The organism is Kitasatospora sp. NPDC001132 (genome assembly GCF_053598415.1).
This window is the reverse complement of sequence record NZ_JBSFKF010000061.1, coordinates 1-22,724: the sequence shown is the minus strand read 5'-3', so window position 1 is coordinate 22,724 and position 22,724 is coordinate 1. Positions and strand designations below refer to the sequence as shown.

At 71.1% G+C, this 22,724-nt stretch carries 20 protein-coding genes and 4 pseudogenes; 10 read left to right on the top strand and 14 right to left on the bottom strand.

From position 1 onward, the window contains the following. A partial coding sequence (locus ACWDBE_RS38135) for an Ig-like domain repeat protein (protein WP_449810265.1) occupies positions 1-2,700 on the bottom strand: 2,700 nt, incomplete at its 3' end. Between the two features lie 873 nt (positions 2,701-3,573). Between ACWDBE_RS38135 and ACWDBE_RS38130 the strand changes: the two genes are divergently transcribed. From ACWDBE_RS38130 to ACWDBE_RS38115, 4 genes and pseudogenes are all read left to right on the top strand, one after another. Then, on the top strand, positions 3,574-3,861 hold the full coding sequence (locus tag ACWDBE_RS38130) for a hypothetical protein (RefSeq protein ID WP_449810264.1): 288 nt from the start codon (positions 3,574-3,576) through the stop codon (positions 3,859-3,861). 620 nt (positions 3,862-4,481) lie between these two features. Next, a pseudogene (locus tag ACWDBE_RS38125) lies at positions 4,482-4,721 on the top strand (transposase); the annotation flags it as partial. A 292-nt stretch (positions 4,722-5,013) separates the two neighbouring features. After that, positions 5,014-5,379 (top strand): hypothetical protein, encoded by a 366-nt coding sequence (locus tag ACWDBE_RS38120; RefSeq protein ID WP_449810263.1) that lies wholly within the window; start codon positions 5,014-5,016, stop codon positions 5,377-5,379. Positions 5,380-5,442: 63 nt separating this feature from the next. Continuing rightward, the gene (locus ACWDBE_RS38115; protein ID WP_449810262.1) at positions 5,443-6,132 is read left to right on the top strand and encodes a DUF402 domain-containing protein; all 690 of its coding nucleotides are present in this window, start codon (positions 5,443-5,445) and stop codon (positions 6,130-6,132) included. Between the two features lie 334 nt (positions 6,133-6,466). Here the strand turns inward: ACWDBE_RS38115 and ACWDBE_RS38110 are convergent, their stop codons facing one another. After that, positions 6,467-6,676: a hypothetical protein gene (locus ACWDBE_RS38110; RefSeq protein WP_449810261.1), complete on the bottom strand. Its 210-nt coding sequence runs from the start codon at positions 6,674-6,676 to the stop codon at positions 6,467-6,469. Between ACWDBE_RS38110 and ACWDBE_RS38105 the strand changes: the two genes are divergently transcribed. Next, on the top strand, positions 6,666-7,301 hold the full coding sequence (locus ACWDBE_RS38105; RefSeq protein ID WP_449810260.1) for a hypothetical protein: 636 nt from the start codon (positions 6,666-6,668) through the stop codon (positions 7,299-7,301). The genes ACWDBE_RS38110 and ACWDBE_RS38105 overlap by 11 nt on opposite strands. Positions 7,302-7,423: 122 nt before the next feature. Continuing rightward, the gene (locus ACWDBE_RS38100) at positions 7,424-7,906 is read left to right on the top strand and encodes a hypothetical protein (protein WP_449810259.1); all 483 of its coding nucleotides are present in this window, start codon (positions 7,424-7,426) and stop codon (positions 7,904-7,906) included. Here ACWDBE_RS38100 and ACWDBE_RS38095 read toward each other — a convergent pair. Next, positions 7,872-8,519, bottom strand: a complete 648-nt coding sequence (locus ACWDBE_RS38095) for an IS5 family transposase (protein WP_449810269.1) — start codon at positions 8,517-8,519, stop codon at positions 7,872-7,874. The two genes, ACWDBE_RS38100 and ACWDBE_RS38095, sit on opposite strands and share 35 nt — an antisense overlap. A gap of 18 nt (positions 8,520-8,537) precedes the next feature. Further along, positions 8,538-8,804: a hypothetical protein gene (locus ACWDBE_RS38090; RefSeq protein ID WP_449810258.1), complete on the bottom strand. Its 267-nt coding sequence runs from the start codon at positions 8,802-8,804 to the stop codon at positions 8,538-8,540. A 4-nt stretch (positions 8,805-8,808) separates the two neighbouring features. Here ACWDBE_RS38090 and ACWDBE_RS38085 point away from each other — a divergent pair, with 4 nt between their 5' ends. Further along, entirely contained in the window at positions 8,809-8,994 is a 186-nt protein-coding gene (locus ACWDBE_RS38085) for a hypothetical protein (protein ID WP_449810257.1), read from the top strand. Positions 8,995-9,064: 70 nt separating this feature from the next. Further along, positions 9,065-9,916, top strand: coding sequence for a hypothetical protein (locus tag ACWDBE_RS38080; RefSeq protein WP_449810256.1), 852 nt, complete (start codon positions 9,065-9,067; stop codon positions 9,914-9,916). 495 nt (positions 9,917-10,411) lie between these two features. On the opposite strand, the gene ACWDBE_RS38075 is transcribed toward ACWDBE_RS38080, so the two are convergent. Both ACWDBE_RS38075 and ACWDBE_RS38070 read right to left on the bottom strand, forming a co-directional pair. Further along, on the bottom strand, positions 10,412-10,795 hold the full coding sequence (locus ACWDBE_RS38075; RefSeq protein WP_449810255.1) for a hypothetical protein: 384 nt from the start codon (positions 10,793-10,795) through the stop codon (positions 10,412-10,414). After that, positions 10,795-11,955 (bottom strand): hypothetical protein, encoded by a 1,161-nt coding sequence (locus ACWDBE_RS38070; RefSeq protein ID WP_449810254.1) that lies wholly within the window; start codon positions 11,953-11,955, stop codon positions 10,795-10,797. Before ACWDBE_RS38070 ends, ACWDBE_RS38075 begins: the two co-directional genes overlap by 1 nt. Before the next feature lie 1,018 nt (positions 11,956-12,973). On the opposite strand from ACWDBE_RS38070, the gene ACWDBE_RS38065 reads away from it, so the two are divergent. After that, positions 12,974-13,450 (top strand): hypothetical protein, encoded by a 477-nt coding sequence (locus tag ACWDBE_RS38065; protein WP_449810253.1) that lies wholly within the window; start codon positions 12,974-12,976, stop codon positions 13,448-13,450. A 119-nt stretch (positions 13,451-13,569) separates the two neighbouring features. After that, positions 13,570-13,866 (top strand): hypothetical protein, encoded by a 297-nt coding sequence (locus ACWDBE_RS38060; RefSeq protein WP_449810252.1) that lies wholly within the window; start codon positions 13,570-13,572, stop codon positions 13,864-13,866. A gap of 41 nt (positions 13,867-13,907) precedes the next feature. Here ACWDBE_RS38060 and ACWDBE_RS38055 read toward each other — a convergent pair whose 3' ends face one another. From ACWDBE_RS38055 to ACWDBE_RS38020, 8 genes and pseudogenes are all read right to left on the bottom strand, one after another. Further along, complete coding sequence (locus ACWDBE_RS38055) at positions 13,908-15,260, bottom strand: Fic family protein (protein WP_449810251.1); 1,353 nt, start codon at positions 15,258-15,260, stop codon at positions 13,908-13,910. A gap of 380 nt (positions 15,261-15,640) precedes the next feature. Then, positions 15,641-15,787, bottom strand: a pseudogene (locus tag ACWDBE_RS38050) (IS1380 family transposase); the annotation flags it as partial. A gap of 632 nt (positions 15,788-16,419) precedes the next feature. Further along, positions 16,420-17,277, bottom strand: a complete 858-nt coding sequence (locus ACWDBE_RS38045; protein ID WP_449810250.1) for an alpha/beta fold hydrolase — start codon at positions 17,275-17,277, stop codon at positions 16,420-16,422. A 386-nt stretch (positions 17,278-17,663) separates the two neighbouring features. Further along, positions 17,664-18,227, bottom strand: a complete 564-nt coding sequence (locus tag ACWDBE_RS38040) for a hypothetical protein (RefSeq protein WP_449810270.1) — start codon at positions 18,225-18,227, stop codon at positions 17,664-17,666. A gap of 76 nt (positions 18,228-18,303) precedes the next feature. After that, a pseudogene (locus ACWDBE_RS38035) lies at positions 18,304-18,603 on the bottom strand (TniQ family protein); the annotation flags it as partial. A gap of 122 nt (positions 18,604-18,725) precedes the next feature. Further along, positions 18,726-19,748: an AAA family ATPase gene (locus ACWDBE_RS38030; protein ID WP_449810249.1), complete on the bottom strand. Its 1,023-nt coding sequence runs from the start codon at positions 19,746-19,748 to the stop codon at positions 18,726-18,728. Further along, positions 19,742-21,982: a Mu transposase C-terminal domain-containing protein gene (locus ACWDBE_RS38025; RefSeq protein ID WP_449810248.1), complete on the bottom strand. Its 2,241-nt coding sequence runs from the start codon at positions 21,980-21,982 to the stop codon at positions 19,742-19,744. Before ACWDBE_RS38025 ends, ACWDBE_RS38030 begins: the two co-directional genes overlap by 7 nt. A gap of 31 nt (positions 21,983-22,013) precedes the next feature. After that, positions 22,014-22,655: pseudogene (locus ACWDBE_RS38020) on the bottom strand (TnsA-like heteromeric transposase endonuclease subunit); the annotation flags it as partial. Positions 22,656-22,724: the final 69 nt, after the last annotated feature.

Sequence of the window (22,724 nt, the reverse complement as noted above, 5' to 3'; positions counted from 1 at the left end):
GAGTGCCGTCACCTGCGCGCAGACGGTGACCGGCTGCCCGCACACCGAGGGGTTGGGCGTCGCGGTCAGCGCGACCGTCGAGGACGCCTGGTTGACGGTGACGGCGAGCGTTGCGGTGGAGGCGGTGAAGCAGGTGTTGCCGCTGTAGGTGGCGGTGACGGTGCCGGTCTGGAGGGTGCTGGTGGTGATGCAGGCCTTGCCCGTGGAGTCCAGGGTGGCGGTCTGGTTGAGGCCGCCGGGGCCGGTGAAGGTCACGGTGCCGCCGGGAACGGCGGTGCTGGGTGCGAGTGCCGTCACCTGCGCGCAGACGGTGACCGGCTGCCCGCACACCGAGGGGTTGGGCGTCGCGGTCAGCGCGACCGTCGAGGACGCCTGGTTGACAGTCGCGGTCGTAGTCGCGGTCGAGGTGGTGAAGCAGTCGTTGCCGCTGTAGGTGGCGGTGACGGTGCCGGTCTGGAGGGTGCTGGTGGTGATGCAGACCTTACCGGTGGAGTCCAGGGTGGCGGTCTGGTTGAGGCCGCCGGGGCCGGTGAAGGTCACGGTGCCGGTGGGCGTTCCCGAGCCCGGGGCGAGCGCCGTCACGGTCGCGCACACCGTCACCGGCTGCCCGCACACCGACGGGACGGGCGAGACCAGCAGGGCGGTGGCGGACGAGGCCTTGTTCACCGTGACCGTGCCACTGCCGGACGAACTCGTGAAGCAGGAGTCGCCGTTGTAGGTCGCGGCGACGGTCGTTGACGCGTGGAAGGCGGCGGCCAGACACGCCTTGCCGGTGGCGTCGACGTTGACCGTCGTGCTCGTGCTCCCGTAGGAGAAGGTGACTGTCCCGGTGGGCGTGCCGGCCCCGGGGGGAACCGCCGCCACCTGGGCGCAGACCGTGACGAGTTGGCCGCACACCGAGGGCGACGGGCTGACCGTCACGGCGGTGGTGGTCGACGCCTGGTTCACCGTCACGGGAATGCCCGCGCTGCCGGTGGTGAAGCAGCCACTACCGCTGTAGGTGGCGGTGACGGTGCCGGTCTGGAGGGTGCTGGTGGTGATGCAGGCTTTGCCGGTGGCGTCCAGGGTGGCGGTCTGGTTGAGGCCGCCGGGTTCCCTGAAGGTCACCTTGCCGGTCGGGGTGGCGGTGCTCGGCGCCGTTGGTGTGACGGTGGCGCACACGGTGACCGTCTGCCCGCACACCGAGGGGTTGGGGGTGGCGGTCAGCTGGATCTTCGGGGTGGCCTTGTTCACCGTCACCGGGGTCGCGGACTTGACGGGGAGGAAACAGGCGTCGCCGTTGTACACGGCGGTGACGGTTCCGGACTGCAGGGTGTTGGTGGTGAAGCAGGCCGTGCCGGTGGCGTCCAGCGGCACGGTCTGTTCGAAGGCGGGGGGACCGAAGAAGGTCACCGTACCGGTGGGGATGCCCGTGCCGGGGGGAACCGCCGTGACGGTGGCGCACACGGTGACCGCCTGGCCGCACACCGAGGGCGCCGGGTTGACGGACAGGGCCAGGCTGCTTGCGGCCTGGTTGACCACCACCTTCCCGGCCCCGCTGGAGCCGGTGAAGCACGTGTCCCCGTTGTACTGGGCGGAGACGGGGCCGGTGCTGAGGGAGCTGCTGGTGAAGCAGGCCTTGCCCGTGGCGTCGAGGGTGACGGTCTCGTTGAGCCCGCCGGAGCCGGTGAACGTCACCGTGCCGGTCGGGGTGCCCGAACTCGGCGCGACCGCCGTGACGGTGGCGCACACGGTGACCGGCTGCCCGCACACCGAGGGGTTGGGCGTGATGGACACGTCGGTGGTGCTCGCGGCCTGGTCGACCTCCACCACCGTGCTGAGGAAGGAGGTGTCGAAGCACGTGTCCCCGTTGTACTGGGCGGAGACCGGGCCGCTTTCGAGGGAGTTGGTGGTGAAGCAGGCCGTGCCGGTGGCGTCGAGGGTGACGGTCTCGTTGAGCCCGCCGGAGCCGGTGAACGTCACCGTGCCGGTCGGGATGCCGGAGCCCGGGGGGAGCGCCGTGACGGTGGCGCACACGGTGACCGTCTGCCCGCACACGGAAGGGGTGGGGTTCACCGTCAACGTGGTGCTGGTGGGAGCCAGGGTGACGCTCTGGTTCACCAGGTTGGAGCTGGAGGGTGCGTAGTTCGTGTCGCCGCTGTAGCTGGCAATGGCCTGGTGGGTGCCGATGGACAGACCGTTCTCGACGACCTGGGCCTGGCCGGTGGTGGGGTCCAGGGCCGCGGTCAACGACGGCCCGTCGGCACTGACCACGAACGTCACCGTCCCGGTGGGGGACGCGAGAGGCGGCAACTGCTGGGAGCCCACCTGTGCGGAGCTCACCTGTGCCGTGAAGGTCACCGGTTCCCCGCAGACCGAGGGGTTCGGCGAACTGGTCAGGGTCGTCGTCGTCGGCGCCGCCGTCGCCTGGTCGACGGTGACGGGCACTTCGTGGGTGGCAGTGCCCTCGTTGCCGCTGTACACCGTGCTGACGGTGTGGTCACCGGCGGGCAGTTCGGTCTCGTGGGAGGCGGAGCCGCTGGAGTCGAGGGGGACGGCGGCCAGGAGGGTCTGGTCGAGGAGGAAGTGGACGGTACCCGTGGGGACCTGGGCAACCTGACCGACCTTCACGTCGGTCGACCGGACCTGCGCGGTCAGGGTGACCCGCTCGCGGGCGACCGGGCGGGCGGGCTCCAGGGTGTGGATGACAATAGCGCCCATGGCAATGGCTCCTTGCTGATGTGTCGAGTGGGCTCATCCCGGTGGGCCCACCTGAAGCGGGATGGGACGAGCAGCGAGACCGGCTTATGCCGATCCGCGGCCGGCGCCGTCCGATGGGACGAGCGGGGCCGAGGTCAGCAGTAGGCACCGGATTTCGGCGGATCCGCCAGACAGGTGACGCCGAAAACCCCTGAACGGCCGAGCGTGAGGCCTTCGGGACATGCGCCGCGCATATGCCACTGCTTTGCTCCGGCGCAATCCCAGCGGCAAGGAAGTAGCCGGACAAAATGCCCTTCTGGCCTCGTCAGAGAGGTGTACAAAGGATCACTTAAGGCCTTTCCCAGTGCGCTGCGGAGGGCGAGCGGAGCGCACGGGAGTTCAGCAAGATCTGCGTGCGTCAGGCCCTCGCCACTGCCTTTCGGGTACTGCCGCAGTCATGCAGCGATCCCGCTGCCACGGTCGCGCCGTATTTCGCCTCGCTGTTCAGAGCGGTGGTTGGTGGCAGCTGGGTGTCGGTGGGCGGGCCATCTGTCGCACCACCCTGCGAAGCTTCCCGGAAGTCGCGTGACGCAATCCCGGCCCTTTGTCGGGGTCGGCGGCAGCCAGTCCGGGCCGTTGGTGTCCGATCCACGTCGTTGCAGTGCGCCCCGGGGCGCGCCGATGTCCAGGGCGAGCCTCCGCACGCGATGGCCGAGAGGAGCGCGTGGCGCCGTGCGCACGCCACCTGAGGCCCGGTTTCGTTCTCATTGCAGCACCTCAGCAGCCGGAGACGGCCGTTCGACAACGGAGCCGGCGGGGACGGCTCGGCAGCTCGCCGAATACTCAGAGGCCTCGGATCTTCCCGACTGTCGAGTTCTCCGTACGATGAATTGCATGAACTTCGCCGCATTTCTCATGGCCCTGGGCGCCACATGCCGCATGACGCGGTTCGTCACAAAGGACACTCTGGCCTCAGGATTTCGCTCATGGATCGCCGATCGTTTCGGTGACGATTCCAGGCCCGCCTACCTGGTTTCCTGCGGCTGGTGCGCCAGCATCTGGGTGGCCGCAGTGGTGGCTCCTGTGGTATTCCTGATCGGCGACACGCCGGGGTTCCAGATCGTCGCCACGTCCTTGACCCTCTCCTACATAGCCGGCATAGCCTCCAGTCGTTTGGACTGACGTGTCCAGCTCGAAGTCGGGCTGAGAGGCGTGAAGCGGTCCGGAAAGCTGTTCATATCCGCTTCAATTAGTATGATTATTCCTCAGTGCTGTGTAGACGCACCGTCGAAAGAGAACTGGTCGGAGTGAAGTACAGCCGGAAACAGGGGAATACCGCACCCGGGGTGGCGCTGTCTCGCGCCGAAAAGGAATGTCGCCGCGCTCACCGTCCCGACTCGGACCTTCCTCTATCGCCCCGCTGTGTCCGCGACACGGCGTTGCTGCCCCTGGGCGGCACGGGAGCGGCCACCGACCTGGGCATTCACATGGCGGTGCTGCGGCCGAGCATCCGGCTTGGGCATCATCAGGCGAAGGAGCTGGCGTGGGATGCAAATGCGGGGGTGCCCATCGCCCACCCGTCACTGTCTACCGGCTGACCCTGCCCCACGGCGAGAGCCGTCAGTATGTGACCGGCAGGAGGCCGAAGCTGCCGACAAGCGAGCGGGCGGAGGCGGCACCATCACCGTCGAACACGTGTAAGAGGGCGGAATTAGAGATTAAGTCCGTTCTGTCGTCGCTTGAACGTGTGGCCTTACCGCTTCCGGCCGGTCGGGAGGCTGGCGCCGTGCTGAGGTGACTGCGTGAGTAACCGCAAGCCCTACAAGAGCGACTTATCCGACGAACGCTGGGCGCTGATCGAGCCGGTGATCACCTCATGGAAGGTCCAGCATCCCTCGGTCAGCGGCCACGAGGGCCGCTACGAGATGCGGGAGATCGTCAACGCCCTGCTCTACCAGTCCCGGACTGGCTGCCAGTGGGACTACCTCCCGCATGACCTGCCACCCACTGGCGCGGTGAAGTACTACTTCTGCACGTGGCGCAGCCGGGTCGTCGTTCTCGCCGGGCTCGCCGCAGTGGGTGCAGGGGAAAGGCCCCCAGTCGGCGCCGGACGGCCGCCGGCCCAGGTGCGGCCGGGCGGCGGCGGGTGCTGTCGGACCTGGTCCAGCGAGCACCTGATCCCTGGCGGGATGGTCGTGAAGACCACCTGGCACGAGCCCGCCTGCCCGACCTGGGGCCAGCCGTCCACGGCGACCGGCGACCGGGCCGTTCCCCACCGCCCGGCGGCCGGCCGCGGATAGGCTCGACGCACTGTCGCCAGGGAGGGGTGGACCGATGACACAGCCGATCCGACTGGGGCCCGAGCCGGTAGCCGAGTGGATCACCGAGGTCTGCGGCTGGCAGGAGCAGGCCCGCGTGCTCCTCGGGCACCCGCCCTCCCAGCGGCGCCTGGTCCACGACGCGGACCGCTGGTGGATCGGGATCGACGCCTTCGCCCCGTACCTGCGCGTCCAGCTGTGCGCGGGCCGCGTTCTCGACGATGGCACCTTCGGCGATGTCTCCGCCGTTCTGGACGGTCCGGTCAACGCCACCGACCGGGAAGAACTCGCCCAGGCCGTTCAGGAGCTGCGCAAGCGCCTGGACGCCCCGCAGCCGCCGAACCGCTGGGCCGCCGGCCGCTACGGCTTCCCCCAGCCCTGACCCGCCGTCACCCCTTCGAGTGAACCGCCCGGCCCCGGCCCCGGGGTCGGGCAGACTGCCGCTGTGACCGACACCGACAGCCTGTTCCAGCCCGGCACCACCGTGGTGCGCCGCGACGTCCACGCCGACCGGGTGTGGACCGCGATGCCCCAGCGCGTGATCGACGACACCGGCCACGTGCTGACCCTGGCCTACTGGCCGGGCATCGAGAGTCTGGCCCCGACGACCTGGATCACCTCGACCCGCACCGGCGACGACACCACCCGCAAGCAGGGCCTGGCCGACCTGGCGGCCGGCACCTGGACGCTGGGCCACCACCGCTGGAAGAACACGGAGGTGCTCTCCCACTTCCTGGCCGGAGAGTGGTTCTCCGTGCACTGCTTCCAGGACGCCGCCACCCATGAACCGCTGCGCTGGTACGGGAACTTCGAGCACCCCTACCACCGCCACCCCGGCCTCGGCATCGACACCCTGGACCTGTGCCTGGACCTGGTCATCACCCCCGACCTGACGGGCCACCACTGGAAGGACACCGAGGAGTACGCCCAGCTGCGGCGCCTCGACGTGGTCAACGACTACGCGGACCGCCAGATCGAGCAGGCCCGCAGCCGGGCGATCGCCATGCTGGACGACCGCACCGGGCCGTTCGCCGCTGGCTGGCCGACCTGGGCACCGGACCCGGCCTGGCCACTGCCCACGCTGCCGACCGGCGCCGACGAAGCGGCCACCTCGGCGACGGCGTACCGGCTGTGACGGGCAGCGGCGCGGCGCCCGGGTAGTTACGCGGCCGCAGGCTCCGCCGGCCACCTTGATGGTCGCCCCGGAGTGGGCGGGCGGTACCTTGACGGCTGCCCGGGCTGTCTCGCCGATTCCTTGATGGTCACGCCAATGCCTTGGTGAACACCTTGATGGTCACCTTGGTAGGCGCCCCCAGATACCTTGGAGACCGTCCCGCCCGCTGGCCGGAAACCTTGGAGTTCAGGTAAAAGCCGCAGGTCAAAGCATTGGTGGCGCCGTCTGCGGAGTACCTTGATAGGCCGCCCGGGTGTTCCTGGCCGGGCCATCAAGGTGCGGGTGCCGGTCAGGCCTACAGCTCGGTCCACCCGCACGCCCGCCCGCCCATGCCGCTGAGCGGATGCCAGATCGGCGTGGACGGCCCGCGCTGGACCAGGTCCTCGATCCGGGCGGCGCCAGCCGGGACGGCGGCCAGCATCTCGGTGACGGCCGGGTTCTCCTCGGCGGCCAGCCGCAGATCCGCCACCGCGCCGCGCACCCCGGCGGCCGCCGTGCCGACCAAGACCACCAGCAGCCGCAGGAAAGCTCGCCAGCGCCGCTCCCACGCCCGGCCCCGCCCGTCCGGGCCCGACTGCTCCCACCCGGGCGCACGCCGCCAGCTGCGCCGCGGTCTCCTCTGCGCCGACACCGGGACGGTGGCGCTCGACGAACGCCCGCAGGCGCTGCCGCTCCTCGCCGGTGCCGGCGGTGTAGGCGAGCTCGGCAGCGGGCCGGTACACCCCGCCGCCCTTGACCACCAGCCCCGGGGAGGGGCGGAGGTCCAGCGGCCCGCAGTCCTCGCCGCGCTCCCGGGCGTCGGCGACGAAGGCTGCGTGGATCCGGCCGACGCCGAGCAGGCCGCCGCCGAGCAGGCCCGCCAGGAACGGGAGCAGGAACGGCAGAAGGCGGAGCGCGAGCGCCGCCGTCCGGCCTGCACCCGATGCACCGTGCCGTTCTCGGACGAGCGGTGGGAGGAACGCGAGCGGGCCGCCTGGGGCGACGACGGGCCGTGCGCCGACTACCGCCAGGCCGCCGCCGAGGAGCAGGCCCGGGAGGAGGCCCGGGAGGAGGCCGAGCGCGAGCGAGCCGCGGCCGAAGCCGCAGCCGCCGAGGCGAAGCGGCGCGGCTCCTGGTGGCGCCGACCCTGACCAGGCCTCAGAAGCCGTTGTCTTTCCGAGAGCGACGGGTGCGTTTCCGCTGGTCAGGCATAGACCCGGTGCTTCGGCGGCAGAGACGAAGCGTCGTTTCGTCTCTTCGGTGGAGGTGCCGGATGCCGTCGGTGATGGGGCTGCTGGAGGAGCGTGAACGCGCCGCTCGGCAGCGGATGGAGGCCCTTCAGGCCGAGCTGTTGGAGGCCGAGGCCGCGTGGAAGCGGTTCGTGATCGCCCGTGAGACGGTGGCCGAGGTCCTGGCTCTTCCGTGCGGAGGCGAAGAAGGGCCGCCGGTCGTGGTGGCCGGTGAGGGGTCGGGGCGGATCACCACGGCGTTGCCCGGTTCGACGGTGCCGCAGTGGCACGAAGGGCTCGCCCCGGCGGTGCTGGCGCCGGACTACCAGCGGCTTATGGACGCCCTGTCCGGTCGTGGGGAGGCGATGGACTGTCGGCAGCTCGCGGCGGCGCTCGGCCTGGAGGTCGTTCCGGCAAAGGTCGAGGGGGTGCGGTCGAAGGTGAAGCGGCTGGCCGCGCGGGGCTGGCTGGCTGAGGACCGTCCGGGGATGTTCAGTGCGGTCGCCGGGCGAGCCGGCGGCTCATGACCATGCTCATCGACCACCGAATCATCGCTTCCGAGGTGTCGGTTCGGGTTTCGTAGTCGCGGACGAGGCGGCGTGAGCGCACCAGCCACGCGAACGTCCGTTCCACCAGCCACCTTTTCGGCAGCACCACGAAGCCCGCGGTGTCGCCGCTGCGTTTGATCACGGTCAGCGCGACCCGCCAGGCATCGCGGGCGAGGTCGACCAGGCGCCCGGTGTAACCGCCGTCGGCCCACACCAGCGTGATGCGCCAGTGCCGTTCGCGCAGTCGTGCCAGCAGCCTCTGGCCGCTCTCGCGGTCGGTGGCGGATGCCGCGGTGACCATCACGACCAGCAGCAGGCCGAGGGTGTCCACCACGATGTGCCTCTTGCGGCCGTTCACTCGCTTCCCGGCATCGAAGCCCCGGCTCGCGGCCGGCACGGATGCGGCCCCCTTCACCGACTGGGAGTCGATGATCCCGGCGGTCGGCTCCGGATCGCGGCCCGCGCCCCGGCGGACCCGGTCGCGCAGCCGGTCGTGGAACTCGGCGACCAGGCCCGTGTCGCGCCAGCGTCGGAAGAAGGCGTAGACGCGGTCCCACGCGGGGAAGTCCGCGGGCACCGCCCTCCACGCGATACCGCCCGCGACGCATGGTCATGAGCCGCCGGCTCGCCCGGCGACCGCACTGAACATCCCCGGACGGTCCTCAGCCAGCCAGCCCCGCGCGGCCAGCCGCTTCACCTTCGACCGCACCCCCTCGACCTTTGCCGGAACGACCTCCAGGCCGAGCGCCGCCGCGAGCTGCCGACAGTCCATCGCCTCCCCACGACCGGACAGGGCGTCCATAAGCCGCTGGTAGTCCGGCGCCAGCACCGCCGGGGCGAGCCCTTCGTGCCACTGCGGCACCGTCGAACCGGGCAACGCCGTGGTGATCCGCCCCGACCCCTCACCGGCCCCGTCAACCGCACCGGCGGCGAAGCCGACCCGACGTTCCGGCCCGGCACCTGGGCTGCGCAAGCAGGACAAGGCCCGCACCGAGGGCAAGCTGACCGACCACCAGGCCGCGCTCCTGGACGCCCTCACCCGGCACGCCGAGACCGTCGCCGGCTGACCCGCCAAACCCACGCCCGCCGTCCCGGCCCACCTCGGGCCGGGACGGCCCGCTCCCCGGAAGGAGACGAGTGACCACCACCCAGCAGCCGAAGGTGTCCTGGTACGCGCAGTACGTCTGCCACACCTGCGGCGACGGCGGCGACGCGCTGTTCGAGGACGGCACCATCGTGGACGCCGACCACGACTGCGACCACGGCGAAGCCGAGATCGCGTGGGAAGGCCGAGCGGAGTGCACTGCGGCTGGTCCCTGGAGACCGACTTCGCCGACGGCGACTACGTCGAAGCCGACCACGACTGTCACACCGACCAGTAGCACCACCGCCATCGGGGCGGCCCGGCACGCGGGCCGCCCCGCCCCGCACCCAGGCCCCATCACCCGCCGGAGGGCACCCGCGATGACCGACACCACCACCCCGACCACCTCGACCGCCACGCGGCCCACCCCCGCGCCGACAGTGGCCCGGCCGGGTGTCCAGCGCTCCCCGGCCTCCACCGGCACGAGCGCACCCAGTTCCCCGCGGATGCTGGTGCTGGATCCCGGCGCCCTGGCCGACCCGGTCGAGCGGGAGCAGGCGTTCGTGCAACTGCTTCGCTACCAGGCCCAGGTCCTCACCAGCCACGTGCGCCTGGAGGAGGGGGACAGGGTCGAGCTACTGGAGCCGGTGCGCGCGTCGTGGATCGACGAGGACCTGGCGGCCGAGGAGTCCTGGGAGGAGGACGCCCGCGCCCACGTCAACCTCCCGGCCGGCACCCTCGGCGTCATCACCCGAGTCCGCCGCTACCCGACCCCGTTCCCGTACGTCGTCGCCTTCGACCGCGGCCCCGAGTGCGGCGTACGCAACCACCCCACCCGCTGCGCCGACCAGTCGCTCACCCCCGCAGCGCCGCCCGAGCCGGCCCCGGAGCCATGGAGGCGCTGACCGCCCACCGGCCGCCACCACCTGGTGACGGCCGCGTTGAACCGCACAGCGGAGAAGGGGAGGCACCAACATGCCGGAAGCCGTGAAGACGCTCCCGTCCTACACCCGGTGGAGCGAGGTCCCCGACCACCTGGCGCACCACGACCCAGCTCGCCGCGCTGGACCTGCCGCGCCAGGCGGCCGGCCCGGTCCGCGCCACCGTCAAGACCCGCAACCCCGGCACCGGCCGCAAGGACAACTTCGACCTGTACGACGTGCGCGAGTCCACCCCCAGCCCGGCCACCGCCGCGCAGCTCCTCGCGGCCGCCGCCCGCCGCACCACCAACACCCGCACCTGCGAAGACTGCGGCGCCCACCCCGAAACACCGTGCACCCCGGCCGCCGACCGCCGGGCACGGTCTACGACCCGGACCACGACCTGTCGCTCCTGCGGGCCCTGTACGCCGAGCAGCACCGCCGAGCCGCGTTGGCGCTGGGTCCAACTGGGATCCGTTTTCACGGAACGTAAATGCTGATGCCGTCGCGGTAACGGTCGCGCGGGTAGTACCCGTCCGTGTTCCGAGGTAGCGAGTCGACTGCGGCAGTAGTGCAATTCGCACCGGCGTGAATTCTTACGGCGGTGTTGAGCCTGTTCTCGACGAACCATCCGCTGAGTTGGTCGCTGGTTTGGACGTGGTAGCAGCCGGAAGGTGGGTCGGTCACGATCCAGGGCTGGCCCACCAGGATGCACGGCCCCTTGACGTCACTGTTCTGGCAGAAGGCGTCGTGGGCGGTGACGGTGCCGGAGGCGGCCTGCGCGGTGGTGGGCGGCAGCAGAGCGACGGCGGTGAGAGCGGCGGCGACCATGACCGTCCGGCGGACGCAGGAGCGGCGGGACATCAGTCTTTTCCCTTCGGGAAGGTGCGGCTGATTCGCGGGTCGCTGTGCCAGGTCTTGAACCGCAGGATCTCCTCGCCGGTGACGCGGCAGACGGTGTATTCGTCCTGGCGGAAGAAGTCGGCTACGGCAAGGTCATCGTTGTCGGGAGGGGACACCTCGTAGTCCCCGCCTTGTTTCTTGGAATGGGATTTCGTGCGCTTGCTACTCGTCTTGACGTTCAGCTCCTCCCCGTAGGTTCCGCTCGCCTTCGCCCCGATTCCGCCGTACGAGAATCCCGCTTCCGCAGTGACACTCCACTGCGTCTTTTTGTCGACTTCCTGAGCGTACTCCTCCGACGTTCCTTCCATCACTTCCCAGTATTTCCGCTCCTTGACCCCGCGTGCGTAGATCTTGAAATTTTTGTCTGACAGGTGCCAGCACGACTCTCGACGCATCAGATAGTATGGGGATTTTTCCCCCTGCCACTCCTGGCTGTGCTTTCCGTCAGTGACGAGATAGTAGGGGATCGCACAAACACCCGCCAATTGCGTGCCCGGCACCGGATCCTCGGGCGGATTCTTGTGAACGTTATCGTAGAGCGCGCACTCCGGCGGCTGCTTCTTGTTAGTGATCAGGTTTGGAAGTGCAAGGCTGGGCTTGAGTTGTTCCTTGTACAGATTAAGAACGCTCTCGTAAGTGGAGAGCGCATCGAGGTGGAAGACGGCCGCCTTCTCCTTGGTGTCGCAGAAGTGGAGGAGGTAGCGGTTGCCGGTCTCCTCTCTCACCTCCGCGTACTGCGTGCGTCCCACATTCCACAGGTAGTACTCGCCTTCATCCTTCGGGATGAGTTGCCAGACCGCCGCCTCCAGCTTGTCGCCGGTCATCTCCCAGACGGGCCGTGTCCATGGGAGATTTTCGTGTGCGGTCACGAGGTATCCGGGGCGGCAGGCGCCGTCAGCCCCGCCGCGGACTACGGCCAGAGTGCATTTTCCCGTTTTCTTGTGCGCCCAGTGGACGACGAGTTCAGCGGGCGAGGAGTCCTCGGTGTACTCGACCATCGAGTAGGTGCCATCGAACGCATAGCCGCTGCTGTGTAGCACGTAGACCGTGCCCGCCTGCGGGAGCTTCCCCTCCTCGACATGTCGCTCGTGGATATCCGTGACGGATTCTTGCGTTGCCATGTCATGTTCTCCCAAGGTGTTTCGATTGATTGCGGTGCCGAGCGGCGCATCGAGCCTCAAGTGATCGTTTACTTTCTCTGGTTCGCGGCTTCCCCTGGCGGCCAATCCGGCTCAGCGGCGACGCTAGTCCTCGGTCGACGTGGGGCGCGACCCGATTAGTGCATTCGCATACATCCCTTTGCGCTAATGGAGCGTTTCCGGCCGGCCTTGGATGTTCGTCTGGCTGCTTGTTCTCTACGGATCTAAGACGTGCGTCTCCTTATGGGCCGCCCGGTCCGGCCGAGGAAGGGTGACGGCCCGCCACCCCCTGGGCTGCGCCGCAGCCAGTGGTTGCCAGCCGGACTGGGACGATGACGGGTCCGGACCGTTGCTGCTCCGCCGCCACTCACCCCGCCCGCGAGGACGCGCAGCAACGGGTCCACCAGGGGCTGATGGACTCCCTGGTCTGCATCGACTGCGGCGACGTTCCCCAGGAGAAGAGCACCTGGGAGTACGGCCGCCAGGGACAGGTCGAGTGGACCCGCCGCCCCGGCAGCCGTTGCTGGTCCTGCCACCAGGACCGCGAGGAACGCCTGGAACGGGAGGCCGAAGAGCAACTGGAGGCCGCCCGCACGGCCAACGCCGCGCTGCGCCCGTGGTTGGACGTGCCGGGGGTCGATCGGGGGGAAGGAGGGCTCGGAGCTGGAGCTGCGGGAGAAGGCGGCCCCGGACCGGCTGGAGTGCCCCGAGTGCGTACAGGCCCGCGCCGCAACGGACTTGGGCCCGCTGATGCTGCCGGTCCCGACCAAGCGCGAGCTGGTGGCCGCGCTGGTCTCCGCTCTGGACGAACTTGTACCTCGTCGAGGAGCGCGGCATGTGGGCCGTGCGGTTGCCCCGCGCTCTCGCGCGGGAGGCGAGCTGCTCGGTGTGGCATGCTGCCTGGCATGGCCGTCACTCCTGATTTCGACGCCTCGGGCGGGACTTGGTCGTTCGCGACCGCACGTGAGCCGGCCGAGTTCCCGCGGTCGAGGTCGAAGGCGTGCCTGGTGTCAAGCACGCCGGGGGAGCGGGCCGTACCCTGTGCGGGATCCGTGGCCGGTACCTGAAGCTCTTCCTGCACCACTTCCAGCCGCAGGCATTGGCCTCGTGCCGCAAGTGTCGAGCGCTGGCCGAGGGGGCGCCGTCCCGGCCGTGCGGGCAGGAACGCCTGCACGACCTGCTCCTCCAGGAAGCTGAAGACGGGCCGCTGCGTACAGACCTGCTCGCCGCGCTGCGCCGGGGTGCGCGGATCGCGATCTGGATCACCGGCCCGGCAAAGGGCCTCACCCGCTTCCACTCGCGGATCGACCGGATGACCGAGGAGGCCGGCCCGGCCGCCGAGGCGCTCGCAGCGGCCAAAACCTCCATCACATTGGCCCGCGTCGAGGACACGGACCGGCAGTACCTCGTTGTCCTGCCGCCAGACGGCCGCGCCCGCATCGCACGCGGGGTGGTGGCCGGCTCTCCTGCGGCTTAGCCCTCCTCCGACAACACCAATCCTGCGGGGCGCTGCCCCTTCGTCCGCTCCGCGCGGCGAATGCCTTGCTGCGCCCGTCTTGAACGTGCCGGGGCTCGATCGGGGGGAAGGTTGGCTCCTTGCTGGAGCTGACCGAGGAGGCTGGCCCGGATCGGCTGGAGTGGCCCGAGTGCGTACAGGACCGCGCCGTCAAGGACTTGGGCCCGCTGGTGCTGCCCGCCCCGACCAAGCGCGAGCAAGTGGCCGCGCTGGTCTTCATGATGGGTGGTGTGTGGTTGCAGCGGTGGTGCGCCGCCTGTTTTCAGTCGCTGGGCGGTGGTCGCTGCTGGTCAGTGCCGCGTATCGCTGAACGGTGGTGTCGTGTTCGTACTGAAGAGCATTGTCGTAGGCTGGCGAAGTTCCGGTGTCGCCTGTAACAGAGACCGCGATGCGAGCGGCGCGGCTTGTACCGGGGCGGTCACCGAGCTGCGGTGCGGTTCTGCCTGAGGTGGAGCTCGACGGAACGGCACAGGCTCAGCGCGTCCTGCGGGTCGTCGGCCCGGTGGCCGAACCGGCGGATGAGCACTACCGAGTCGAGTGTGACGCCTGCGCGGGCCAGCACGAACAGCAGGGTGAGCAGGGCGGCGCGGGCGTTGCCGTCGTCGAACGGGTGGAAGAAGCAGACATCCAGGTAGGCCCGGGCCGCCCTGGCGGCCAGCGAGAGCCGGCCGTCGTTGGCCTGCGTCAGACAGGCGTCGAGGCGGGTGCGGGTGTCGGGGCCGATCCCGTAGCGCTCCTCGCCGTCCTTGGCGAAGGCGGGGTGGGCGCGCAGCGGTGGCGGCTCGGGTGTGCCCAGTACGTGCTGCTGCCAGCCGCGCAGCAGCTCGAAGTCGAGCACGGCACCACGCGCCGCGTCGGCCCGCACCAGCTCCAGTGCGGTGAGCAGGCCGGCGGCGCGGGTGGGGTCCACTGCGGCGTCGAAGGAGCGGAAGTCCTCCGCTGCGCCGTCGCGGGCGGGGGTCGCCGGTCCACTGTCCGCGCTGTCCTCGCGGTTTGGCCACGGCACGCTCTCGCGTACCGCGAGCCAGCGCTCCAGGTGGTCCGGGAGCTCGCCCGGGTCCGGTGACCAGTGGGTGTCCTGCGGGCGCAGTGGGCCGACGAGCCGCTCAGCGATGTCCTCCGCCAGGACGGTGTCCGGCGCGGTCCAGCTCTTGAACCGGCCGCCGACCGCCTGTCGCCCCAGCCGCTCGGCCAACTCGGGGGCGACACCCCAGTAGCTGAGGAACCAGCCCAGGACCTGCTGGCAGTGCCCGTACCAGCCGCTCTCGGCGCCTGTCCGGTCGGCCACCTGCAGGATCAGGTTGCGGGCGGCGCGCTCCCACAGGATCCGGTCCGCCACCAGGGTCTGCGGGTCCAGGGGGTAGGCCTCGAACCACTGCGCGAGGTGCTCCAGCCAGTCGCGCCACTCGCACAGCGCCGCCGCGACGTGGTCCAGGGTCTGCTCCGGAGTGGTGATCGAGTGCGACCCGCAGCACCAGTTCCCGACCGGCCCGCCGTCGACGTCCCCCTCGCCGAGCGACCAGCGCCACCCGGCCGCCCACCGGCCGTAGCGCTCGATCAGCACATGCGTCATGGCATCGGACCAGGGCTTGGCCACCTCCCAGGCCCAGTTGACTTTGGTCAGATCGAGGTTGGGGTCCAGCCGTGAGGGCACCCGCCGTGCCGGGCCGAGGGAGTGGACCACCTGTGCCGCCGAAGCGCGGTCGAAGGGGTGGCCGGCGGGGTCGACCTCGTCCCAGGTCAGGCCTGTGGGGTGGAGCGTATTGAACACCCGGTCAGGGTGCCACGGGGGCCAGGGGTGTGAGCAACGCTATTTCCCCCCAGGCCGAGGTGGCTTTGTTCACGAGACCGGGTTCTGGCTCAACTTCCGTGCCTTGGTGACGGTAAGTTACTTCGAGTGGGGGCGGAAGCGGCATGGTGATCAGTCTGGTCTCCGCCGGTCGGGATGTGGGAGGCTCGCCAGGTCGCTTCAACAGGCGTCGCCGGGGCGCCCGAGGTCCGATCGTGGACCGAACCAGCGGGAGTATGAGGCGGTGCAGGCGGTAGCCGCACGCGTGACGCGCGATCGGCGTCCTGAGTAGGCCCCGCTGGATCCCGGCATCGATCATCTCCATCCCTTACGCCAGCAACACCCTCTTCCGGAGAAGCGTGAAGCCGGCGCAGGGCGTCGCCGAAGGCCTGCGTGAGGCCGGTGGCATCGGCGAGATCGGCCAGCAGGCGCGACCCGGCGTGGCTGACGACCCCGCGCCCGTCGGTGGAGACGACGAGCCGGGGGCGTGACCCGGTAGTGTGCTGCACGTAGAAAGTGCCTTCCTGCTGGGCTGACGGAGACCTTAGACAAGCCTCATCATCCCAGTTCAGAAGGCACTTTCGCGTTCCCGATCATGATCCGGACACGGCCCCAAGAGAAACGTGCAGGCTAGAGGGGTTGCCCGACGAGAGCCTCTTGCGCACCTCGGGGCCCGCCCACGTCACTGCCCTGGTCCTGCTGCTGAGGGCTGCTCGCGCCAGGGCCGGGCGGCCTCGCTGCCCCGGACGACGGCCGCCGTGCTGCGCCGGCAGAGCGTCCGGGGCAGGGCTGGCCTGATCTTCGACGCCCGGGCTCCGCTGCGCCGTGCCGTCGTCCTGGTCCTGCCCGCCGCCCCGGGGCCGGCCTACGGCCGACAGCTGCGCCGGGGCCCCGTCCGGCCGGGGCGACTGGCACGCCAGCGCTCAACGCAACCTCCTCAACCGCCTGCTCGGCCAGCTCCACCACTGCCTCCAGAACCGGTTGCTCTTCGACGAACACCACGCCTTCACCCCCTCCGGGAGGCCTGAGCAGCCAGAACGCGACCGCGTGGGCACATGCCCACTCGGCCTCGTTCTCGACGTTTCCGCAATTCAGACACCATTTCCGGTCCCTGTGCACGCCGGAGAGGCGTCAGCCGCCGTTATGTCAGAAGGGTGCTGAGGATCCGATGGGCGGACGTCCACAGGAGAGCGCCGCCGATCCCGGGTACGAGGTGTCGGACGGCGCCGGGGATGCGCGATGTCAGGAGGGCTCCTTGGTCGGGGGAGTGCGTGAGATCCTCCGCGCCGTACCAGACGTCCACCGGGACGCCGACCGATGAGAGGTCGATGTGCCACCGGCCCATCGCGAGGACGGTGTCGCGGGCGTAGCCGGCGGCCCCGGGGGCGAAGGCCTCGTCCAGGGCCCGGCGGTAGGCGTCGGCGAACGCCTGGTCCCGGTACACGGCGAGGTCACTGGCCGGGCTGTTGCCCATGACCATCTCCCACATCGCCCGGGCGGTGAATCCGGCGAAGAGGTTCTCGGCGGAATCCGGGTCCTGCACGGACAGGTCCACCAGCGCCCGCAGCTCGGGCGGCAGAGCCCCGGTGAACCGCGGGTCGGCTAGCTCGTCAGAGGCCGAGACGAGGGCCAAGGGGCCGATCGCTCCGGCGGCCGCGCAGGCGAGCGCGAAGGGCGCCCCTTGCGAGCTGCCGACCATGGCGGGCCGCCCGAGGTGTCTGCGATCGGTGAGTTCCGCGATGTCGGCCGCGAAGTCCGCGAAGGTACGGCGAGGTGCAGGCGTCGAGGCGCCCAGTCCGGGCCGATCCACGGAGATCAGCCGGACTCCGAGGGCGTCCACCGTGTCCGCTCCGAAGCCGAGGCGACGGCTTGTAGCCGCTCCGGGCGAGAACAGGACGGGCGTGCCGTCGGAGGGGCCCCATTCGGCCCAGCCCAGGACCCTGCCGTCGGATAACACCGATTCGCCGGTGCGGGCCGGTACTGCCACATATGCGTTCATACCGTCATCATGCCTGGCCGGTTGAGGCTGCCGGCCCGTCGCCCCCCCGCGCGGACCGCAGAGCTCCGGCACGCCGCCGGTCCCAGCCTCCGCTTGACGCTTTAGTGTGGCGGGTTGGTGATCGGCTGAGGGGGGTTGTTTGCGGGCTGGGGGTTGATGGGTTGGTTGAGAAGAACCAGGCTGTGGCGGGGTCGTATCCCGGGGACAGGGCCGGTTTTGAGGATGTCGCCGGCTGGCTGTCTGGGTTGTTTGACCTGCAGGTTTTGGTGGTTGGTTGAGAACTTGCGGGTCGCGTGAGAAGTGGTGGGGATTCCCGTGGTCTGGTTGAGAGCCCTGTGTATGTATTTGGGTGGGCTGGGGGTGGCTGACGCTGGGTTGGCCTTGGTTTACCGGGTGTGGTGGCGGGTCCAGGTGGTGAGGAGGTCACGGGGTGGTGGGGTGAGGCGGGCCAGGCCGAGCGCGGTGGCGGTGTGGTCGAGGAAGGTGTGGATGGCTGGGTGGGGGTGGCCGTGGCGGGGTGCGGGGAAGCGTCGGGTGGTGGCCAGGGCGCGGGCGAGGGTGACGGTTTCGGGGTAGGTGACGGCGTCACGGGCCAGGAGTGTCCAGGAGCCGGTCACGGGCTGTACGTCGGGGTTGGTGGCCTGGAGGAGGCGTCGGCGGTGCTGCCAGCGGGCGGTGAGGGTGGCGTGGGTGGAGTGGTCGTGCCAGCGGGTGATGATGGCGGTGGCCCAGGTCCACGCGTCCGCGGTGTCTGTGCGGCGGTGTAGGCGCTGGTGGCCCGTGTGGGCGCGGGTGAGTTCGGGGAGCGCGGCGGTACTGAGGCTGTGGTGGGGGCCGGCGGCCCAGCGGTGGTGCCGGGGGCAGAGCCGGGCGTGGTCGGGCAGGTAGGCCAGGGCCCGGTTGGTGGCGCCGGCTGTGCGGCGCAGGGTGCAGACGGGGCAGGCCCGCACGGGCGCCTCGTGGGCCTCGAGCCTGCGCCAGGCGCCGTGGCCGCCTGTGTGGCCGGAGCGTGCGGGGACCGGGGGGGAGGGTGTTCAGGCGGGGCAGGGCACGGGTGAGGTGGTGATGGGGGAGGCGGGTGAACGCGGCCAGGCGGTGCTGCGCCGTGCGGTCGAGGTGGAGTTCGCTGCCTCCGGGTGCGCGGCTGGGGCGGTCGCTCGTGGTGATGGCGAGGCCGTCCAGCAGGTGCGCGGGCGCAAGGTGGTGGGCGTCGGCGAGGCGCTGCAGCCAGGAGGCGGTGCTCTCCGCGGGCAGCGGCCGGATGTCCAGGAGGGTGGGCGTCGGTGTGAGGAGGACCGGGATCGGCCGGGTGCCGGATACGGGCACGGCCCCCGGACCGGGTCCGGGGGCCGTGCGCGGACCGCCTGGGGAGGGCCGCGCCTGCTGTCCGGAGGCGGGGGTGTCGTCTGCCTCTGGCCCGGCGGTGGTTGCGGGCAGGGAGAGGGTGTTCACCGTCGCCGTGCCGCGGGCCGGACCGGTCGGTGGTGTTGTTCGGCGAAGTGGTCGAGGGTGATCGCGTCCAACGATGTCTTGGTGATCTTCTCGGTGCCGTCGACGATGGCGGTGATCGCGGCTTCGCGGATGAGGCGGGAGAGGCTGCCGATCCGGCCGGCGGTGCGCTGGTGGAGGTAGGGGGCGAGCCGGCGCAGGGCACCGGGGCGGTGGTGTGTGAGGTCGAGGGCGTTCTCGAACGCGGCGACGGTGGAGCGGAACGGTGCCTGGTGGCCGTGGCGGGCGGGTAGGGGGTCGCAGTCGATCAGCGAGGCGCGCCCGGCGAGCTGGGCGCCGCGCACACCGGAGAACAGCGGGGTGTCGGTGACGTCGACGCCGGCGTACACGAAGGTGGCGGGCAGCCGTTCGGAGAGGTCTTTGAGGAAGTCCGCGGCCTCGGCGCCGCCTGTGGTGCGGGGGTTGAGGCGGTGGATCTCGTCCACGAGGACCAGGCTCACTCCCAGGCTGGTGTACATGCTGCACACGGTCGCGGTGAGCAGGGCCTGGGTCATGCGCGGGCCGACCGGCAGGCCGACGAAGCGGGCGAACTCGGCGGCCAGGCTCTTGGCGCTCGCTCCGGGCGGCACCAGGATGTACGCGACCGGCGCCCGCCCGGGGACGGGACTGTGGGACAGGGACCGCACGTGCAGCTCGTAGGTGCGCCCGACTTCCTGCAGGGCGGTGCTCTTGCCGGTGGTGGGCGGTCCGGTGACGATCAGCCCGGGCCGGGCGGTGCCGTCCTGGTGGCGCCCGAGCAGGGTGAGGGTGCGCACGCTGGCGGTGATCTGGTCCAGGGCCGGGGTGCGCGCGACGACGAACCGGGAGTGATAGGCCAGTCGCTGGGCCGCGCTGCGCCTGGGCGAGCCGGGCGTGGGAGGTGTGGGGCGCCGGCGGTCGACGAAGCGCCGCCATTCCTCCCAGGTGGTAGGCGTCGCGCTCCCGGTCTGGGGCGCGCAGTGGCCGGTGGTCGCAGTCACCACTGCTGCGCCTCCTCGGCCGCGTCGTAAAGTCCGAAGCCGGCGTCCCCCGTATCCGCGTCGTCCAGGTCGTCCTCGTCGTCCCAGGCGTGGCTGGCATCGAGGCCGTCCTCGCCGCCCGGGGCCGGACTTCCCGGGGGTGGCACCGGTGTGGGCCAGGGTGCGGCTGCGCCGAACAGGGCCGCGGGGGCCTCGTTCTCCCCGGCCGCCGTCCCGGCTCGGGCGGCGCCGGCCCGCCGTGGCCCTGGAACGGCGTGCCCGCGATCGTCCGGCTGCTGCCCGGGGCCGGGGCTCTCCGGGGCGGCGGCCTGCTTCTGGCGCCTCGTCTTCCCGCGCCCTCGGGTCTGTCCGCCCGGATCCTCCACGGCACCGACGGGTCCACCGGGCCCGCTGGTGGCGTCGAGGGCGCGGGCGAGGTCCGCTTCGTGCCGGTCGCGGTCGCCGCGCCGGGTGACGGTGTCCTTGAGGTGCTGCCACAGCTGGTCGCCGAAGGGCTGGTGGACGTGGTCGGCGTGGATCCACGAGATGGGCGTGAAGCCGCCCCCGCCGAGGCGGACCCAGATCCGGCGGGCGTCATGGGGGTTGTGGTGGACTTCCCACCGGCCGGCTTGCGCGCTGGTGCCGGAGGGCCGGCCGCGGTGGTCGCCGAGCGCGGGGTGGTCGTAGGTGCGGTGGTTCAGGCGGATGCCGCGCTCGTTGATCGGTTTCCAGACCACGGGTAGCAGTTCGATGTAGTCGTCGCCGCTCAGGGGGAGTGGTACGTGCCCGGTGGCGCCGAGCATGGCGCCCCACATCTCGTTCGGGGTCAGGGCGGTGGCGGGCATCGAGGGGTGGCGCAGTCCCTCGGTGGGGCGGTTCTGCCACTCGGTGGTGATCCACTGGTCGAGCATGTCCTGCAGTTGGGCGACGCTCCATACGGCTTCGCGCTGGCTGTCGGATCCGCGGCGTAGGACGTTGGAGCCGGTGTGGCCGGCGACGTGCTGGCAGAACAGGGTGTTGATGGACCCGAAGGCGCGCTCGACGTGGCCCTTGGCGGTGGGGCGCCTCGGCGGGGTGGGCTGCACGCTGATGCCCAGGCTCTCGCAGGCGGCCAGGAACGCCGCGGACAGGAAGATCCGGCCGCGGTCGACGACCACGGTCTCCGGCACCACCACCGGGCGGCCCGCGGCGGCCTCCAGGCGCGGGTCAGCGTCCAGGAGGTCCTCGTACGGCACGGGCGCGCGCGACATCGCCAGCGCGTCGGGCCAGGCGGGGCGCAGCGGGTGCGGGACGGCCATCTCGGCGAGCAGCAGCGCCGCATCGACGGCTTTGGTGCTGGCCGGGCGCAGGAGGGCGGCCAGGATGGAGCGGGTGGCGACGTCCAGCGCGATGGTCAGCTCCGGGCGGCCGGTGGTGCCGTCGGCGAAGACGGCCATGACCTCCAGGCGGGTGGAGTCGAGCATGACCTGCTCGCCCGGCCGCAGCGCCGCCGCCGGCGTGAACGGCCGCCCCGGTGAGGCGGTGGCGGTGCGCGCGGGCCGGCCGGGCAGCTCGGCGGGGTCGGCCAGCGCCTTCACCAGCCGGTAGAACGTCGCCTGCGCCGGCAGTTTCACCGTCCCCACCCCGTACCGCTCGTCCAGCACCTGCCTTGTGAGCTGCATCAGCCCCTTCACCGTGCCCTGGGAACGGCCGCGCTGGCGCCGCAGCGCCTCCAGCACCGCGGCGACGACCTTCTCGTCGGCGCGCCCGGTGCGGCTGACCGGCTTGGTGGTGCGGTGGTCGACCAGCCCCCGCAGCCCCTGTCGCCGGTAGTTCAACCGCATCCGCTGCACCGTGCTGACAGCGACGCGTTCCCACCCCAGCGCGGTGAGCTCGTCGGCCTTGGCCCGCTCCCGCTCGGCGAGCGTGCGCGAGAGCGGGTCGTACTGCGGCCGCGGCACCCCCGCCGCGCCCTGCCCGCCGACGAGCCCGAACTCCACTTCCTGGATGTGCCGCTGCCAGGCCAGCGCCTTCTCCTGCTCGCGCACCGGCACCGTCTGGAACAGCCCCCACTGCGGCACCCCCGCCTGCGGCCGCGCGCCGGTCACCGCGAAGTCCGGCGCCGCCACCAGGTGCCCGGCCAGCACGGTGGCGACCTCGCCCCGCTCGCCGGCCAGCCGCACCAGCTGCCCCTCCACCCCGACCACCTGCCAGGAACGCCCGTCGAAGACGATGTGCGCGCCCACCGCCAGCACCCGCCGGCCCGACCCGCCGCTCACGCCGCCACCCCCCCCGGCCCACCACGGTCCCGGCGTCCAACGGCCGATCCGCCAACGCCGCGGACAGCGCACCGGACCACAGCAGATGGAAGACCATCGGCCCCGCCCGCAACGGCACCCCCACCGCCGCGACCCCCTCCGCCAACGCCCTCGGCCGCGCGAACGCCGCCAGTACCGCCTCACGCAGCACCCCGTCAGCCCCGAACCGGGGATGCCGGTACCCGGCCAGCCACCGCACATTCGCCGCCACCACCGGCGACGGCGGCTCCAACCGCCGATACATCCACCCCACCCCCTCACACACCTGAGCCAGCACCCGCGCAGCCCGCTGCGCCGCCGGCCCACCCGCGCCCGCAACGGCAGGACAGTCGGCCAGCAACGCTCCGCCGTCCGCGTAGCGGGCGAACAACTGCGGGACCCAGGAACGCACTACTCCGTCCTCCTCGCGCCACAGCAGCCGCACCGGCCGCCCCGCCAGAACTGTCACCGAACGCTCGCGGTCCAGCAGCATCAACTGCATCCGCATCGCCATCGACCCGTGCGCCACCAGCCGCCCCGTCGTCGAGGACCACCACCATCCCGGACCCCAGCTGCGCCCGGGCACCACCGGGAACGCCGCTGTGGCGGGTCGGTGATTCGTTGGGTCGGGGGTGTTCCTGGGCTGGGGGGTCATGGGTTGGTTGAGAAGGGCCAGGCCGTGGTGGGGTCGCGTTCGGGACGGGGGCCGGTTTCGTGGGGTGTT

Excerpts from the sequence above, each read along its gene's own strand:
- ACWDBE_RS38045 (WP_449810250.1), bottom strand. The coding sequence starts at position 17,277 with ATGAACGCATATGTGGCAGTACCGGCCCGCACCGGCGAATCGGTGTTA.
- ACWDBE_RS38100 (WP_449810259.1), top strand. The coding sequence starts at position 7,424 with ATGCCGTCGGTGATGGGGCTGCTGGAGGAGCGTGAACGCGCCGCTCGG.
- ACWDBE_RS38130 (WP_449810264.1), top strand. The coding sequence starts at position 3,574 with ATGAACTTCGCCGCATTTCTCATGGCCCTGGGCGCCACATGCCGCATG.
- ACWDBE_RS38070 (WP_449810254.1), bottom strand. The coding sequence starts at position 11,955 with ATGGCAACGCAAGAATCCGTCACGGATATCCACGAGCGACATGTCGAG.
- ACWDBE_RS38075 (WP_449810255.1), bottom strand. The coding sequence starts at position 10,795 with ATGTCCCGCCGCTCCTGCGTCCGCCGGACGGTCATGGTCGCCGCCGCT.
- ACWDBE_RS38120 (WP_449810263.1), top strand. The coding sequence starts at position 5,014 with ATGACACAGCCGATCCGACTGGGGCCCGAGCCGGTAGCCGAGTGGATC.